The sequence below is a fragment of the Streptococcus sp. 27098_8_91 genome (assembly GCF_041432385.1).
In the GTDB taxonomy this organism is placed as follows: Bacteria; Bacillota; Bacilli; order Lactobacillales; family Streptococcaceae; genus Streptococcus.
This window is the reverse complement of the sequence record NZ_JAPVZN010000002.1, coordinates 105,087-121,204: the sequence shown is the minus strand read 5'-3', so window position 1 is coordinate 121,204 and position 16,118 is coordinate 105,087. Positions and strand designations below refer to the sequence as shown.

The window sequence follows — 16,118 nt, the reverse complement described above, 5'->3', positions numbered from 1 at the left end:
CTTAACTTAATCTTCAATGAAATCACGAAGTGGTTTGCTTCGACTTGGCTGGCGAAGTTTTCTCAAAGCTTTGGCTTCAATCTGACGGATACGTTCACGTGTTACGTTAAAGACTTTACCAACATCTTCAAGAGTACGCATTTTCCCATCATCTAGACCAAAACGAAGTCGCAAGACATTCTCTTCGCGGTCTGTAAGAGTATCCAAGACTTCATCCAATTGTTCGCGCAAAACGATACGAGTTGTATAGTCCACTGGATTTTCAATCACTTCGTCCTCGATAAAGTCACCAAGATGGCTATCGTCCTCTTCACCGATAGGTGTTTCAAGAGAAACAGGTTCTTGGGCAATCTTGAGGATTTCACGAACTTTGTCAGGTGTCATATCCATGCGTTCAGCGATTTGTTCAGGAGTTGGATCTTGTCCCAACTCTTGAAGAAGATTACGTTGTTCACGAACAAGCTTGTTAATGGTTTCCACCATGTGAACTGGGATACGGATGGTACGAGCTTGGTCAGCAATGGCACGAGTAATGGCCTGACGAATCCACCAAGTCGCATAAGTTGAGAATTTGAACCCTTTAGAGTAGTCAAATTTATCAACGGCCTTCATCAAGCCCATGTTTCCTTCTTGAATCAAGTCAAGGAACTGCATTCCACGTCCAACATAACGTTTAGCGATAGATACTACCAAACGAAGGTTCGCTTCTGCAAGGCGTTGTTTAGCTTCGATATCACCCGCTTCAACAGCAAGGGCCAATTCTTTTTCCTCTTCATTTGTAAGCAGAGGAACAACCCCGATTTCTTTCAAATACATACGGACAGGGTCATTGACCTTAGCAGAGGTTGAACCGATCAAATCTTCATCAGTCAACTCTGGTTCTTCCTCAGTGCTCAAAACACGCGCACTTGGATTTCCTTCGTTGTCCGTAATTGAGATACCAGCATCTTGAATGCGTTGCAAAAGATTCTCAATACCTTCCACATCTAAAGTAAAAGGGATTACTAAGGCGTTATTGATTTCATCATCTGTTGCCGTACCAGTTTTTTTATGATTGCGAATAAATTCCGCTACTTGAACGTCAAAGGTTGTTACTTCTTTTTGTTTTGTTGCCATTCTTACTCCATTCTTCTTTTTTGGGCAATTAAGCGTTCTAGCTCTTCTAATGCGGTGTCTGTATCACCGACATGGCTAGCTTCCTGAACTTTCTTTTTAATTTGCAGATTTTCCTGATTCAAAAGAGCTCTTTTTCGAGACTCTTCCACTTCAGCTAACTCGTGAGGGGACATCTCAGGTGGCAAATCTAAGGCTAGGACTTGATACCAAGCACTCTCCACTTCTCTGGTCTGATGAGCCAAATCCTCAGACGAGATACTTCCATTATCAATCAAGAGTCCATACAAGGTCTGAAACTCTGGAGTTTCAAAGATAAAGTCATCTCTTAAGCGGTAGTCATTGAGCACCAAGGGATGTTCCATCATTCGGTAGAGAATATGAGCCTCCGCTCTCATCACTGCTGTCAGCTGCTTGGAGACAGACATGGTGATAGGACTGGGACTATAGGTCTCCTTGACCTTCTCCTTTCTCTGTCTGACACGACTTTCATTGACAATATGTTCGACTTGCTGATAGTCAAAAGATGGCAAGTGATCCGTCAAAATGTGAATGTAGGAATTCTGAGCTGTGATAGAGGGTTCCTTTGCGATTAAGGGGGCAATTTTCTCTATAAATTCAATCTGAGCTTGTAGATTTTCACTATTTTCAGGTCTGAAATGATGGATGTAAAACTCAACAGGACTAATGCGTGTATTGGTTAAGAGATAAGCCAAGTCTTGAGGAGAGTTTTTCTGCAAATATTCATCCGGATCCATCGCGTCAGGAATCTGGACTACTTGGACAGGTATATCTTTAAGCTCATCCAAGGCTTTAGCCGTCGCAGCTTGCCCAGCCTTATCTCCGTCATAGGTGACGATCACTTTTTTGGTAAAGCGTTTCAGATGCTCCACATGTTCACTCGTCAGTGCGGTCCCCATAGAAGCAACTGCATTTTCAATACCAGCACGATAAGCCGCAATGACATCCATAAATCCTTCCATCAGGTAGATTTCAGGTGCCTTGCCCGAGCCTTTTTTTACCCTCTCCAAATGATATAATTCGTAACTTTTGTTAAAAATTGCCGTCGCTCGACTATTTTTATACTTTCCAGTTTGAGAATCGGCCTCTTGCCATACACGACCAGAAAAGGCAATCACCTTTCCTTGATCATTTGAAAGAGGAAACATAATGCGATTATGAAAGGTATCAAAGAATTGGTTACTCTCAGATAGATAAAACAAACCCGAATCCAGCAAGTCCTTCTCACTATAATCATCTGCTAAACGCTGATATAGATAAGAGCGTTCTGCTGGAGCCAAACCAATCATAAAATGCTTGAGAACATCATCTGTTAAGCCACGTTTATAGAGATAGTTTCTCGCCTCTTCACCCATCTTAGTCGTCATGAGAATGGCATGATAAAAACGAGCGGCTTTCTCATGCATATCGTAGAGATTTTGATGGGGTGACCTAGGGTGTACAGAACTTTGAACAGGCGCTGCCATCTGAATTCCCAGTCTCTCAGCTAATATCCTCACTGCATCCGCAAAGGTTACCTGCTGATACTCCTCAATAAACTTAAAAACATCTCCAGAACGACCACATCCAAAGCAGTGGTAAAATTGCTTATCTTCAACCACGTTAAAGGAAGGGGTCTTTTCACCATGAAAAGGACAGAGCCCTAAAAAGTTCCGTCCAGATTTTTGTAAAGAAATCACTTCTCCTATGATTTCGACAATATTGGTATTGTTTTTGATCTCTTCGATGAGTCTCTTGTCAACCATAGACAATACCTCCATTTTATCACAGTTTACTCTAACTAGTATAGCTTATTTCTGAAAAAAAGTAAACCATTTCATACACTTTACATGAGACTATTTCATAAAACTAGCTAGTCACTTTCTCCACTTTTACATCGTTTTCGGATACAATATCCACTAAATATTCTGTCGACATTATGAAATAGTGATGAAGCTTTTTATTGGCTATATTTGCAGAAGTAACCAAGTCACCAAACTCTGTATTCTCGACCTCATAGATATAGTTGGTCAGATAAAGTGGTCTGTTCTTTGCCAATCCTTGCTCCCAATATTTATCTCTTAATTCTAAACTTTCCTGGACTGTTCGGAAAGCCCAAACTTTTGTAAAGGTAAATTTAAATTTTTCTGAATCTTTCAAGTAGGCAATTAGAGTATCCCCATCTATATTTATCTCGATGCCATAGTCACCAAAAAGGATGAATCCCGGTTTAATTTCCGTCCATTTTTCCATATCATTTCTCCAAGTTCTATTGTCTGATAATTATACTACAGTGGTATACATGTTTGATTAGCAAATTTTTTAGTATTGACTGATACTTAATTTCAAATTTGCAGAAACAAGAATATCCAGTACACTATCTTGAGTTATGATGATATAATGCCGTGAATGCAAAGTTCCTGGGTCATAATATGATGTGTATTCCAGTTTCTTCACTAATTGACTATTCTTGACTTCGTAAATGACATTTTGGAAATTATTTTTTTCAAATTTTTTAAACATCTCTTTATCCAGAATTGCAGATAAATACAATTCCCTGCTAAAAAATCGTGCTTCATCATAACAAAAACATGATAATTTAAAACGGTTCTGCTCTCCAATCAGCCTAATTTCTTGACCATCTGACAAGTTTGTCAACAAGACTTTTAACTTATACTTATCTACAGGAATCAAACCTTTAAAGACTTCTACCCATTCTTCATTTTTAGTTTCTAGCTCTGACGTCATATATACCTCCATTATTCCATTTTACGTTTTAAACCTCTAATTTTCATATATTTCATTTGATACTTCAATCAGTAAATCTTGAAGTTCCTCTAAATCAAGATACAGATTTCTAACTCCTACAAGTAACTGAGAAAAGGCTTGTCTATCTAATTGGCGATTCTCACTTAATGACTCAACAATCCAAGAATTTCCCTTCTCTATCCATTTTAAATGAAGGGGTAAATAATCATTTAAAATATCATCTATATTTTCTAAATTAGTAGAAGATATCTTGTTAGAGGTTTGACTGTCATTTATTAAAAATAAACTTTTACTTATTTTTTTCAACTCTGTTTCTATCGTCACTTTAATCTCCTCCCTTGTGAGCCAATATCTAAGACTCCAAATCATCCAAAGACTAGATGCTATAGTCTAAATGAAGGCCTTATTCCCCAGCAAACTCCCTAGTAAAAGCAAATGAGGAAAATCCATTCTTGAAAATCTTCTTGTGTGTATGCCATGTTTTTATCGCCTGCTTTTTATAAAACAATGCCTTTATCTGAATTTCTAAAATTTTTTAAAGTTACTTGGCTTAATGATTCATTTGGTTTTTTTTAAATATACCATAGTCATTCAGAAAAGATTATTGCAAAATCTCTGTAATAGTAACTTCTCTTTCTGACTTTAAATCATAAAATCCTATATGTACATTGTCCTTGTATAGCCAAAACAAATCTGTTCCATATTTTGCAGGAAAAATTTCTAGTAGAACAGGAGCAATTTGCAGTATACTTGTCGCACCTAGAATTGTAAAATTATCAGGATCAGAAATATATTCTTCATCATCAATAGAAGATAATATTGTCCATCCATTTAACTGAGAAATTGAAGATTTCTCTCTATAAGTGTACTGAATAGGATAACCATTTATTACATTATTTGAAACCATAAATCCACCAAAATCACTATTATTCATCAGCAAGTAACCCTCCATTTTCAGATAATAAATCTTGTCTCCAGCTGAATTCTCTCGCATAATCTATAGCTGACTTCCCTTGAAAATCTTTATGGTGAATATCAGAACCACTAGCAATCAACATCTCATATAAAGGCAAGGCTTCCTTAGTTGTTAATTTCAAGACTGTAATCTCAGTAATCAATGGAATTGCCCCATATTTATCAACTTGGTTAACATTTATCCCTGCTTTCAACAACATTGACATGATCTTAGTTGCATACTCAACATCTACTCTCCAATTCGCTTTAAATTGAAACAAATTATGTAAGGCATTTCGATTATCTGCGTCTAAACAATTAACATCAATTTTTTCATCAATAAGAAACTGAATAATCTTAAGTTTTTCATCTAGCAAAGTATTGCTAGTTAAAACCATGTTTAACAAATTTAATTTCTCATGTGTGACTTGATTCACATCGCCCTTGTAGAGCGAATGAAACTCTTCAAACGTTCCTTCTTGAGCTACATCAAATATATCTCATAATATCATTTCTTTCTCCTATTCATATTTATGACTCCTATTTGATTTTGGTACTTCAATTTGGAAATTAGCAGAATTTTACTGGTTTGTTTTTAATCAATCTACTATTTGGATCTATTGCTTGCTAAACTATCAACTTGCCAAATCTTAATCATATGTCACTTTTACTTTAACCTTAACAGTTTGGTTAGATAAATTCTTTATTTTGATCTCAAATCCTTTCTTTGAAGCAAACGAAAAAAGTGTCTTTTGAGGTGGATCCATAATAATACCTTCGCGATCGACACCAATGCCATTATGAGGATTCTCTAACATCGTTACATCCCAGCTTTGTGTTTTTTCATTGTAATGATATGTTTCAATCCGAGAATCCTTAATATTATATCCAATTCCTTTTTCAGGATCAAACCAATCATCACCTCGAGAAAGCTTTATCTTCCCATCTGTAGTAACTGGAATTACCTCTACATGGATTATGGAGTCTAAACTCTCGGAGTGTCCGTTTACACGCACCTTTGTCTCTTCATTTGGACCTAAAGTAATGGTTCCCCATTTTATATTACAAATCACAAGAGTTAGGATGGATACAGTAAACAGTAAGATGGTTAAAATAACAAAATCTGATTTTTTCAATTTATTCCTCATTTAAATTTTTCAAAGAAACTCAACTTGATACAATCTCAAAACAAAAATACCCATATGGGAGGGATTCCACATCTAGTTTAGTCATATCGTAAAGCCATACCATCATTTGAGGAATACCTCGAATCATCAGATAATCCATATATCTATTAATACTATCTTGAAAACCAGTAATATCTTTCTTTTCTACTAAAAAATTCGTATGTTCTACATCTTCCATTGATATGTAATTCTCAAGGATTTTATAATCAGAATCTGGATGTAACCAATACATTTGTTTTCTTAAAAAGTTCTGTTTATCTTCTACAGTTACAGTGTCTGCACATTCGAGATAGAAAACTCCAATATTTAATTCTTCCTGAAAATCTAATTTTTCGTTGATATAGAAAGGGGTAATCAGAATGCTTTCTGTAGTTTCTTCTGTTTGGATAATTTCTCTCAAGATACCAAATAAATTTGTTATTGTCGGATAAATTCGACACTTTGAATCCTGGTAACTTGTATTTACATAAATAATATTGTTTATCACGCCTTCTTTTTGTTTCTTCATATGATTCACCTCATCCGTAAACAGTTTTAGGATATTTCTTTAATCCAGTATATATTCGGAAATAACTTTTACATTACCCCAATTTTCAACTGAAAAGTGACTAGGATAGACGGAAAGCCAGTCTGGAATAATCTTATTTCGTAACAATTCTTCACTTTTAGTAAAGTATGGTGAAAGATTAATTTTTTTCTCCTTTACATACTCCATAATTTGATTGAGGTCTGTCAACCTTTTTTCATCAATAATGTTTAGAGACTGAACCAATTTATCAGATTCGTGATTATACTTATAATATATATCTATAATCACTCCACTACTATGCATGAATAGAAAGTCTATAGACATTCTCCCACTATCTAGTTTACCATCTGGATAATAAAAACTGTACGAAATACTCTCAACTCCTGTAGGTAAGACTTCTGAACGATACTTTTCTGAAATTGAACCGTAAAGCAGCCCGCCTGTTTTATTTACTTCCATCTCAGGTATTCTATTTAAAGTAGAATTCGTACGTAAAAAAGAAGTTGTAGCATGATGGTACTCGTCATGATAAATTTCTTCAAAAACATTACTATATCGTGGCTTTAAAAAAATGAAAGCGAGCGGTAGTAGCATGATTAAAAACGCCCCTATAGATAAGCTATAAAACATTTTTTTATTCATTTTGCGACCTCTTTCTTGTTAATCAATATAATCGTGCAAATCAGCTTTTTATATAAAGATTTGAAAAATTCTTATAACTCCTACTACTACATTTTTATCATCTTCTATCATAAAACTTAAAAGAACTCCTTAAACACAAAATCATATTCTCCCTTCAATCAAGTTACATTACTTATCCAATCTATAATTAGCTCCAATAATCTGAATTAGGAATATCCTTCGATATTTTTTCAGTAGAACATGGAAGATAACTATTTACCGTATTTAAACACAAAATTTCGATCATTGTCCTAAAATATAGATATAAACATCTTTTTCAAAGTCATACATTCTACACTTGATAGAAAGTACTTTTTGCATATGTAGGACAATCTATTTGGAAAAATTCAATGGCACAATCTCTACATCCCCAAGATTATCAACCGAGTAACGTTGACTGCCATTTTTTAACCAGCGTTCTAGAACGACATCATAGAGCATGAAGTGGGATTTTTCTTTAATCCAAGCTTCATCAATCCCATAAGGCTTTAAATACTCTAGTGCTTCGTTGGGATTAGTTAGCTGAAAACTTGGTAAACCTTTAGTCGAGCTAAAACTATAGGAACTTTTTAAATGTAGCTCTAAATCAGATTCTTTTCCCTTCTTCACTTCTATATTATAACCAATTAACCCGTAAGCTAATGATTGATCAGATTCTGAAATTTCAATAGTTTGTTTGAGCATCTTATCTCTATAATCATAATCAATAAAAAGATATCTACCATCAGGTAACGCCCGCCTATACTCAATTAGAAATGTTTTTTCAATACCTACATACACTAATATAGTTTCACTCTCAGATAAGCCTGCTTCAGGACTCAGACCAACTATAATATCCTTATCGCGATATGATTGGCCTCCGTCAACGGCTTTACTAAAATCAGCAAGTCCAGGTAAAATACCACTATGGGTTTCTGCATAGTTCATTTCTAAAAAGACATTACTTAAAGATTCATACACTCTCTTATAATAATTCTTTTGATGGACACGATCTAGACTAAACAAAGTTAGAAAACCTACTACAGTTATGAGTACGATTTTTAAAAATTTTTTCATTGACTTTTTTCCTTACTTAAATCTTGGATAAACTGATAAGCAACATTATTCTTCTCTTTTAACAGCTCCATTGCTTGGGTATCATCCTATTCAGAAAAACTGAATGGCACAATCTCTACATCCCCAAAATTGTCAACTGAATAACGTTGACTACCATTTTTGAACCAACGTGCCAGAACAACATCATAGAGCATGAAGTGGGATTTTTCTTTAATCCAAGCTTCATCAATCCCATGAGATTTTAAATACTCTAGTACTTCGTTGGGATTTGTTAGGTAAAAATTAGGTCTTTCCACAGTGCCCGCTCTCTTAAAATACGACTCCAAATTTATCTCCCCGCTATCCTTATTTCTTATATTATACCCAGCTAAGTAGTATGCCAGTGAACTTTTAGAATCCGAAATTTCGATAGTTGGGTTAAGATTTTTATTCTTATAATTGTATCTAATAAATAGATATCTCCCATCAGATAATAGTTGCTGATATTCAATAATAAAAGTTTCTTCAAAACCTACAATCACTTCTAAACTTTCATTTTCAGACAAGCCTGCATCAAGTCCTATGGAAATTATCCAGTCTGGATCTCTAAACGACTGACTTCCATCAACGGCTTTACTAAAATCAGCGAGTCCAGGTAAAACACCACTATGGGTTTCTGCATAGTTCATTTCTAAAAAGACATTACTTAAAGATTCATACACTCCCTTATAATAATTCTTTTGATAGACACGATATAGACCAAACAAAGTTAGAAAAACTAATAAAATTATGAGTACGATTTTTAAAATTTTTTTCATGACTTTTTCCTTACTTAAATCTTGGAGAAACTGATAAACAACATTATTCTTCTCTTTTTACATCTCCATTGCTTGGGTATCATCCTATTCAGAAAAACTTAGAGACACAATCTCTACATCCCCAAGATTATCAACTGAGTAGCGTTGACTACCATTTTTGAACCAGCGTTCTAGAACGACATCATAGAGCATGAAGTGGGATTTTTCTTTAATCCAAGCTTCATCAATCCCATAAGGCTTTAAATACTCTAGTGCTTCGTTGGGATTAGTTAAGTAAAAATTGGGTATCGAGTCCCCTGTTTTTGACTGACGTGATAATTCTTTATATACCTCTAAATCTAGTTTTTCCCCATCCTTGTGTAGTATATTGTAACTAGCTAAGTCATATGCTACCGACCATTTAGAATCTGAGATTTCGACTGATTGGCTGAATTTCTTATCATTGTAGTCATATTTTATATAAAGATATCTCCCATCAGATAATAGTTGCTGGTATTCAATAATAAAAGTTTCTTCAAAACCTACAATCACTTTTAAACTTTCATTTTCAGACAAGCCTGCATCAAGTCCTATGGGAATTATCCAATCTGGATCTCTAAACGACTGACTTCCGTCAACAGCTTTACTAAAATCAGCGAGACCAGGTAAAATACCACTTTTTACCTCTGCATAGTTCATCTCTAGAAAGACATTACTTAAAGATTCATACACTCCCTTATAATAATACCTTTGATAGACACGATATAGACAGAACAAAGTTAGAAAACCTACTACAGTTATGAGTACAATTTTTAAAATTTTTTTCATGACGTTTTCCTTACCTAGAACTTATATACTTTACAAAGTAAAAATACATTTTAAATACCTTATTTAGAGACAAGATAAAATTTAGACGCAAAACTCTTTTTTATAAGTTTTTTATCTTTAGCAACATTTTCCTTATAATCATTATACTATAAAATCTTAGACGGTGGAATCCAGACCATTTTTAGATAATCTCCCTTTAATACAAAAAACTTAGAAGCAAAAGCCTACTTCTAAGTTTTTAAGGATACTTGATTTAAAAATTATCTACTCAAAAAGTTGATAGTAATCGGAAATTTTCATCTTGGCTTTTTCATCCTTATTCAAATCTTGGATGATTCGCCCTTCTTTCATGACAATGAGGCGATTTCCATACTTGAGAGCATCTTCCATATGGTGAGTAATCATCAAAGCTGTTAGATGGTCCTTGTTGATAAAGTCATTTGTCAATTCCATCAAGGCCACACTTGTTTTAGGGTCAAGAGCAGCTGTGTGTTCATCCAGTAAAAGGAGCTCTGGACGTTTCAAAGTTGCCATCAAGAGGCTCAAGGCCTGTCTTTGTCCACCTGACAAGAATTCAATCGGTGTATCCAAATGCTTCTCTAGACCATTGCCAACCTTCTCAATGGTCGCTTGAAATTCTTCCTTATAGGATGACAATTTTCTTGGGAAAAGTCCACGTTTTTCCCCACGGAACTTAGCAATCAAAAGGTTTTCTGCAACGGTCATACGAGGGGCTGTTCCCATCTTAGGATCTTGGAAGACACGAGAAAGGTATTTGGCACGCTTTTCTGGGCTGAAATGAGTCACATCTTCGCCCATGATACGAATGCTACCACTGGTTAAAGGTAAAGTTCCCGCAATGCTATTAAATAGGGTTGACTTGCCTGCACCATTTCCACCCAAAATTGTGATGAAGTCGTGTTCATAAATATCAAGCGAAACATCATTTAGGATAATCTTTTCTTCGTCAAAGCCATTTGTCACAATTTTTGTGGCATTTTTTAATTCTACAATTGCTGTCATTTGCTTAACTTGACTCCTTTCAAGTATTTATCCTTAAGAGTTGGAATTACCAAGCAAGTTGCTAGGATAAGGGCACTATATAGACGGAGGTAGCTAGTATTAAAGCCGAGAGCAATGACTCCCCATACCAAGAATTGATAGCTGATGGAACCAACTACAATAGTAATCAAGCGTTCTGCTAAGGTAAGACTCTTAAAGAGAACCTCACCGATAATCAAGCTGGCAAGACCAACAACGATAACACCGATACCACGAGAGACATCCGCATAACCTTCTTGTTGAGCGATAAGTGCGCCAGCAAGTGCGATTACACCATTTGACAAGACCAAACCCATAAGCTCCATACGTCCTGTATTGATACCAAAACTACGAGCCATGTCTGGATTATCCCCTGTAGCGATATAGGCCTGTCCAAGTTTGGTATCTAGGAAGAAAAGCATGAGAAGGATAACCAAAGTCACAAAGATTAAACCTGTCAGTAATTGATTAACCTCTGATGAAAATGGAAGAACATCTTGTATTTGCTTGGTGTTTAAGAGTCCAAGGTTAGCCCGTCCCATAATCATGAGCATGATAGAATGACAAGAAGTCATGACTAAGATTCCTGATAGAAGAGTTGGAATCTTTCCTTTGGTATACAATAGTCCAGCTGCTAAACCAGCAAGACAACCTGCTCCTACAGCCGCTAAAGTCGCAAGAAAAGGATTGACTCCCTGGGTAATTAAAGTCACTGCTACTGCTCCTCCAAGTGGGAAGGAACCCTCAGTTGTCATATCTGGAAAGTTCAAGATTCGAAAGGTCATAAAGATTCCCAAACCTAGGATAGCCCAGACCAATCCCTGTGAAATAATAGATATTATCATGTTTGATTCATTTCCTTTATTCTAAAAATTGGAGGAGATGTCTCCAACTCCTCCTTCATTCTTATTCGATTACTTGACCAGCTTCTTTGAGAACTGATTCAGGAATTGTGATTCCAAGGTCTTGAGCAACTTTTTTGTTGATCACTGATTTACCAGTTGAGAAGACATTAACTGGTGTATCTGCAGGTTTTTCACCCTTCAAGACTTTGGCAATCATTTTACCAGTAGCAACACCAAGATCGTGTTGGTCAACAACGACTGAAGCCAAACCTCCAGCTTCTACCATGGCAGTCGCACTTGGGTAGATTGGTTTTTTAGCTGTTTGATTGCTTGAAACGACAGTTGAGAATGCAGATGCGATTGTGTTATCGATTGGAACCCAGATTGCATCAACTTTACCAGTCATAACATTAACTGTTGAAGCAATTTCGTTCGTTGATGGAACTGCAAATGTTTCTACTTTCAAACCAGCTTTTTCAGCGTAGGCTTTGAATTCTTCAACTTGTGATTTTGAGTTATCTTCACTACTTGAGTAAAGGGCTCCAACCGTCTTGACATCAGGAGTCAATGTTTTGATCAATTCAACTTGTTGTTCAGCAGGGTTGTGGTCAGACACCCCAGTGATGTTCCCACCTGGTTTTTCCAAGTTTTGTACAAGGTTAGCACCAATTGGGTCTGTGATAGCTGCCATGATAACAGGAAGGTCTTTTGTTGAACTTGCAAGACCTTGAGCTGCTGGTGTTGCAATACCGACAACGACATCATTTCCATTTGCTACCAATTGTTTACTCATTGTAGCAACCTTACTTTGGTCACCTTCTGAGTTCATAAAGTCGATTTTAACTTGGTCACCTTTATAGCCTTCTTCAGCAAGTCCATCTTGGATACCTTGGTAGATCAAGTCAAGCGATGGGTGGCTTACAAACTGAAGAACACCAACCTTAGCTGTTTTATTAGCTGTCTCAGTTTTAGTTTCTTGTTTCGTTAAACTAGAATATACCAAGCTTCCTCCAACTACAAGTGCTAATACTACGATAATACCGAGTAGACGTTTGTTTTTCATAATTTTCTCCTTATTTCTTCTTAACTTATTATTTTTTTCAATCACTTATTCAAGCGACGCCATCGTTTGATTTCCATAATTTTTTCCTCCCCATAGAAAAAGTCCTCACACAAAAAACTTGTGTGAGGACGTCGATGCGCGGTGCCACCTCAATTATAGGAACTAGTCCTATCGCTCTTACTCGCTAAAACGAGTTGCACTATAAGGTGTGCTCACCGAATTCTTATGATTTCAAATTCTTAATAACATTCAGCCCAATTTTCATCACTTCCACCTATCTGTTTCCACCAACCACAGACTCTCTAAAAAATTTCAATGATTACTTTCTGAATGCTTAAATTATATCATTTTACTAAAACTTGTCAAGGGTTTTCATGAATTATTTTAAAAAATTACGAAAATTCCTACGGTTTTTGGAAAATGGAGCTTATATCAACCTGAATTACGTAATCCTGTAGCAATTCCGTTGATAGTTGTATGGATCAATCGTTCTTCATCTGAAGATAGCTCACCTCTACGTTGACGCTTAATCAATTCCAACTGAATATAGTTAAGGATATTGAAATAAGGCATGCGGTAGTTGAGACTGTCTTTCAAATAAGTATTTTCTGCCAACAGCTCCTCATGGCCTTCAATAGCCAAGATAACATCCTTAGTCAACTGCCATTCATCCAAGATAGTATAGTAGATTGCTTGTACTTCTTCACTTTCACACAGTTTAGCGTATTCAAAGGCAATGTTCATATTTGATTTTGACAAGACCATATCGACATTGGATAGGAGTGATTGGAAGAATGGCCAATTTTGATACATATCACGAAGGAATTCGATATTTTTAGGATCTTGATCGATAAATTCCTTAAAGCTTGAACCAACCCCATACCAACCTGGGAACATGACACGACTTTGTGACCATGAGAATACCCAAGGAATAGCACGTAGACCACCAATTTCAGTGATTGTTTTACGAGCTGCTGGACGAGAACCAATATTGAAACTTGAAATAGCCTTGATTGGACTAGATTCAAAGAAATAATCATAGAAATGGTCATTTCCGAATACGAGTTCACGGTAGATATCGTAACTACGTTCTACTACTTGATCCATGATTGCTTCATAGCGATTTGACGTATTGGTATCACTCTTCTTCTTGGTAATCATACGGTTGATAGCTGCTGAAACCAACATTTCAAGGTTATAGTAAGCTGCATCCTTGTTTCCGTATTTGTTTCCGATAACTTCCCCTTGCTCTGTCAATCGAATACGATCCTTAATTGACTTGAGCGGTTGAGAAGCAATGGCATCATAAGTAGGGCCACCACCACGGCCAACGGTACCACCACGACCATGGAAGAAGGTTACTTTGACTCCAAATTCGTCACCAATAGCTGTCAATTGTTGTTGGGCCTTATAAAGTGTCCAACAAGATGATAGATAACCGCCATCCTTATTACTATCAGAGTAGCCAAGCATGATTTCTTGGTAATTGTTTTTAGAAGCAATCCATTTCTTAGCAAGTGGTAGAGAGAAATACTTTCTCATTGTTTCTTCAGAATGGTCCAAGTCCTCAATTGTTTCAAAGAGTGGAACAATCTGAACACGCGCTTTTTCAGCATCTACCAGACCAACTTCTTTGAGCATGATAGCCAACTCAAGCATATCTGACACGCTGGTTGCATGAGAGATAATCGTTTGACGAATGACATCTTCTCCTAAACGGTCTTTTAATTCACGTGCCGTTTTGAAAATAGCTAATTCTTTTTCGAGAAGTTCAGACTTCTCAGCATGAGTTGCAGACAAGATTCGAGGATCTTCTAACAATTCATGTAAAAGCAAGTCGCATTTTTCATCTTCTGATAAATCACTATAGTGGTCATTGATTCCAGCAGATGCCAACAATTCTGCTACACAGGCTTCGTGGACGCTTGAATCTTGACGCATGTCGATGGAAGCCAAGAAGAAACCAAATACTTCTACAGCTTCTAAAAGTTCTGCAAATTCACCTGTGAGTAAGGACTCTGCCTTGTTTTCAAGTAATGAATCCTTAATGGTATATAGATCTTTTTTAAACTCTTCAACTGTTTCGTAAAATGGTGGACGATCTTCAGCTAGCTCTTGAATAGCTCCTGAAAGTCGATTGCTAATATAATCTGTAATCACTCCTTGTTGATGCCCTTGAGTACCAAGAAGACGTTCAACAGGATGACGTTCATCAGCTGACGAGCCAACAACAGACCATTCTTTTAAATTCAAGAGAGTTTGAATCAATTTGGACTGAATCAAATGAAAGGCACGACGATAAGGTTCTTTTTCACGAAAGACTGATGTATCTCCAGACTGAGCAGCCATTTCTTCAACAGCTTTACTAGTTTTTGATAAATTCGTCGAGAGAGAGAAGGTACGATAGAGACTAGAAATCTTGCTAATATAGTAGTTCAAGATCACTTCACTTTGGATAGTAGCAGAACGCATAAGTGTTTCAGCTGTTACAAATGGATTTCCATCACGGTCTCCGCCGATCCACATTCCCATAGTAATTGGTTTGGCTTGTTTAAGATCAATTCCTTGCTCTTTTGCTAGACGTTTGTACTCTAGCATCAAGTTAGGGACAGCCTGTAGGAAGGAACTATTGTAGTACTCCATCACATTGGTGATTTCGTTGGTTACTTTTAGTTTCTTCTCACGAATCATATCTGTCTGCATGATAATCTCAATATAGCGACGAAGATCATTATGCCATTTTTCCTTGTTAATGAGTCCCATTCTCACGTCACGATATTTACGTAAAAGGGTATGGATATGAGTGGTCAAATCCAACATACTCTTACGTTGAACTTGAGTTGGATGGGCTGTCAAAACTGGCACCACATTCAAGTGTTCAAGAATCTCGGCAGCATTTTCTTTTTCAGCCACCATTTTAATAGTTGTTGACAATTTACCCAAATAGTCTTGATCAACATTATTTAGGTGGTTAATCTCATAAGCCAAGTCAACATCTTCTGAGATGTTAATTAAAAGAGGTAAAATAGAGAAGTATCTAGAAATGTAGACCATCTCATCATTTGAAAGCCCTGTTACTACTTTATCTAGCCCTTGATAGTCAAGTTTTGAAGAAAGTTCCTTCAAGTGCATAATCTTATCAAAGGTTTCAGCAGGAAGCATATTTTTTGTGATATCTTCCAGCATATCTGTCAAGATTTGAACTTCTTCTTGTACGACCGTTTTGTTACTATAATTTTCTAACTTTTGAAGAGACATTTTTTTCTCCTTGTTATA

General features: G+C 36.3%; 17 protein-coding genes. All 17 read right to left on the bottom strand.

Annotation, left to right across the window (positions count from 1 at the left end; genetic code table 11):
* Positions 1-6: 6 nt before the first annotated feature.
* Entirely contained in the window at positions 7-1,116 is a 1,110-nt protein-coding gene (gene rpoD / locus O3611_RS02455) for an RNA polymerase sigma factor RpoD (RefSeq protein ID WP_000201894.1), read from the bottom strand.
* Positions 1,117-1,118: 2 nt separating this feature from the next.
* The gene (gene dnaG, locus O3611_RS02450) at positions 1,119-2,879 is read right to left on the bottom strand and encodes a DNA primase (protein ID WP_371607703.1); all 1,761 of its coding nucleotides are present in this window, start codon (positions 2,877-2,879) and stop codon (positions 1,119-1,121) included.
* Positions 2,880-2,982: 103 nt separating this feature from the next.
* Complete coding sequence (locus O3611_RS02445; RefSeq protein WP_371607702.1) at positions 2,983-3,366, bottom strand: hypothetical protein; 384 nt, start codon at positions 3,364-3,366, stop codon at positions 2,983-2,985.
* A gap of 69 nt (positions 3,367-3,435) precedes the next feature.
* Complete coding sequence (locus tag O3611_RS02440) at positions 3,436-3,861, bottom strand: hypothetical protein (RefSeq protein WP_371607701.1); 426 nt, start codon at positions 3,859-3,861, stop codon at positions 3,436-3,438.
* 36 nt (positions 3,862-3,897) lie between these two features.
* Positions 3,898-4,206, bottom strand: coding sequence for a hypothetical protein (locus O3611_RS02435; protein ID WP_371607700.1), 309 nt, complete (start codon positions 4,204-4,206; stop codon positions 3,898-3,900).
* Positions 4,207-4,483: 277 nt separating this feature from the next.
* Entirely contained in the window at positions 4,484-4,816 is a 333-nt protein-coding gene (locus tag O3611_RS02430) for a DUF2185 domain-containing protein (RefSeq protein ID WP_371607699.1), read from the bottom strand.
* Positions 4,809-5,273, bottom strand: a complete 465-nt coding sequence (locus O3611_RS02425; RefSeq protein WP_371607698.1) for an ankyrin repeat domain-containing protein — start codon at positions 5,271-5,273, stop codon at positions 4,809-4,811. The genes O3611_RS02430 and O3611_RS02425 overlap by 8 nt, the downstream gene beginning before the upstream one ends.
* Before the next feature lie 213 nt (positions 5,274-5,486).
* Positions 5,487-5,972, bottom strand: coding sequence for a hypothetical protein (locus O3611_RS02420; protein WP_371607697.1), 486 nt, complete (start codon positions 5,970-5,972; stop codon positions 5,487-5,489).
* Positions 5,973-6,003: 31 nt separating this feature from the next.
* Positions 6,004-6,531, bottom strand: a complete 528-nt coding sequence (locus O3611_RS02415) for a hypothetical protein (RefSeq protein ID WP_371607696.1) — start codon at positions 6,529-6,531, stop codon at positions 6,004-6,006.
* Between the two features lie 39 nt (positions 6,532-6,570).
* Entirely contained in the window at positions 6,571-7,194 is a 624-nt protein-coding gene (locus O3611_RS02410; RefSeq protein ID WP_371607695.1) for a TipC family immunity protein, read from the bottom strand.
* A 372-nt stretch (positions 7,195-7,566) separates the two neighbouring features.
* Positions 7,567-8,289, bottom strand: coding sequence for a TipC family immunity protein (locus tag O3611_RS02405; RefSeq protein WP_371607694.1), 723 nt, complete (start codon positions 8,287-8,289; stop codon positions 7,567-7,569).
* An 86-nt stretch (positions 8,290-8,375) separates the two neighbouring features.
* A complete protein-coding gene (locus O3611_RS02400) occupies positions 8,376-9,086 on the bottom strand; it encodes a TipC family immunity protein (protein ID WP_371607693.1) in 711 nt (236 codons plus the stop codon).
* A gap of 84 nt (positions 9,087-9,170) precedes the next feature.
* Positions 9,171-9,893, bottom strand: a complete 723-nt coding sequence (locus O3611_RS02395) for a TipC family immunity protein (RefSeq protein WP_371607692.1) — start codon at positions 9,891-9,893, stop codon at positions 9,171-9,173.
* A gap of 264 nt (positions 9,894-10,157) precedes the next feature.
* Positions 10,158-10,916 carry an ABC transporter ATP-binding protein gene (locus O3611_RS02390; RefSeq protein ID WP_371607691.1) on the bottom strand — a complete coding sequence of 253 codons (759 nt, stop codon included), beginning with the start codon at positions 10,914-10,916 and terminating at the stop codon, positions 10,158-10,160.
* Positions 10,913-11,779, bottom strand: a complete 867-nt coding sequence (locus O3611_RS02385) for an ABC transporter permease (RefSeq protein WP_371607690.1) — start codon at positions 11,777-11,779, stop codon at positions 10,913-10,915. Before O3611_RS02385 ends, O3611_RS02390 begins: the two co-directional genes overlap by 4 nt.
* 61 nt (positions 11,780-11,840) lie before the next feature.
* Positions 11,841-12,842 carry a tryptophan ABC transporter substrate-binding protein gene (gene trpX / locus O3611_RS02380; RefSeq protein WP_371607689.1) on the bottom strand — a complete coding sequence of 334 codons (1,002 nt, stop codon included), beginning with the start codon at positions 12,840-12,842 and terminating at the stop codon, positions 11,841-11,843.
* A 432-nt stretch (positions 12,843-13,274) separates the two neighbouring features.
* Positions 13,275-16,100, bottom strand: a complete 2,826-nt coding sequence (ppc, locus tag O3611_RS02375; protein WP_371607688.1) for a phosphoenolpyruvate carboxylase — start codon at positions 16,098-16,100, stop codon at positions 13,275-13,277.
* Positions 16,101-16,118: the final 18 nt, after the last annotated feature.

Bases quoted from the DNA above. Each gene is read 5' to 3' on its own strand.
- rpoD (WP_000201894.1), bottom strand. From the start codon at position 1,116: ATGGCAACAAAACAAAAAGAAGTAACAACCTTTGACGTTCAAGTAGCG.
- dnaG (WP_371607703.1), bottom strand. From the start codon at position 2,879: ATGGTTGACAAGAGACTCATCGAAGAGATCAAAAACAATACCAATATT.
- O3611_RS02445 (WP_371607702.1), bottom strand. From the start codon at position 3,366: ATGGAAAAATGGACGGAAATTAAACCGGGATTCATCCTTTTTGGTGAC.
- O3611_RS02440 (WP_371607701.1), bottom strand. From the start codon at position 3,861: ATGACGTCAGAGCTAGAAACTAAAAATGAAGAATGGGTAGAAGTCTTT.
- O3611_RS02430 (WP_371607699.1), bottom strand. From the start codon at position 4,816: ATGAATAATAGTGATTTTGGTGGATTTATGGTTTCAAATAATGTAATA.
- O3611_RS02415 (WP_371607696.1), bottom strand. From the start codon at position 6,531: ATGAAGAAACAAAAAGAAGGCGTGATAAACAATATTATTTATGTAAAT.
- O3611_RS02410 (WP_371607695.1), bottom strand. From the start codon at position 7,194: ATGAATAAAAAAATGTTTTATAGCTTATCTATAGGGGCGTTTTTAATC.
- O3611_RS02405 (WP_371607694.1), bottom strand. From the start codon at position 8,289: ATGAAAAAATTTTTAAAAATCGTACTCATAACTGTAGTAGGTTTTCTA.
- O3611_RS02400 (WP_371607693.1), bottom strand. From the start codon at position 9,086: ATGAAAAAAATTTTAAAAATCGTACTCATAATTTTATTAGTTTTTCTA.
- O3611_RS02395 (WP_371607692.1), bottom strand. From the start codon at position 9,893: ATGAAAAAAATTTTAAAAATTGTACTCATAACTGTAGTAGGTTTTCTA.
- O3611_RS02390 (WP_371607691.1), bottom strand. From the start codon at position 10,916: ATGACAGCAATTGTAGAATTAAAAAATGCCACAAAAATTGTGACAAAT.
- O3611_RS02385 (WP_371607690.1), bottom strand. From the start codon at position 11,779: ATGATAATATCTATTATTTCACAGGGATTGGTCTGGGCTATCCTAGGT.
- trpX (WP_371607689.1), bottom strand. From the start codon at position 12,842: ATGAAAAACAAACGTCTACTCGGTATTATCGTAGTATTAGCACTTGTA.
- ppc (WP_371607688.1), bottom strand. From the start codon at position 16,100: ATGTCTCTTCAAAAGTTAGAAAATTATAGTAACAAAACGGTCGTACAA.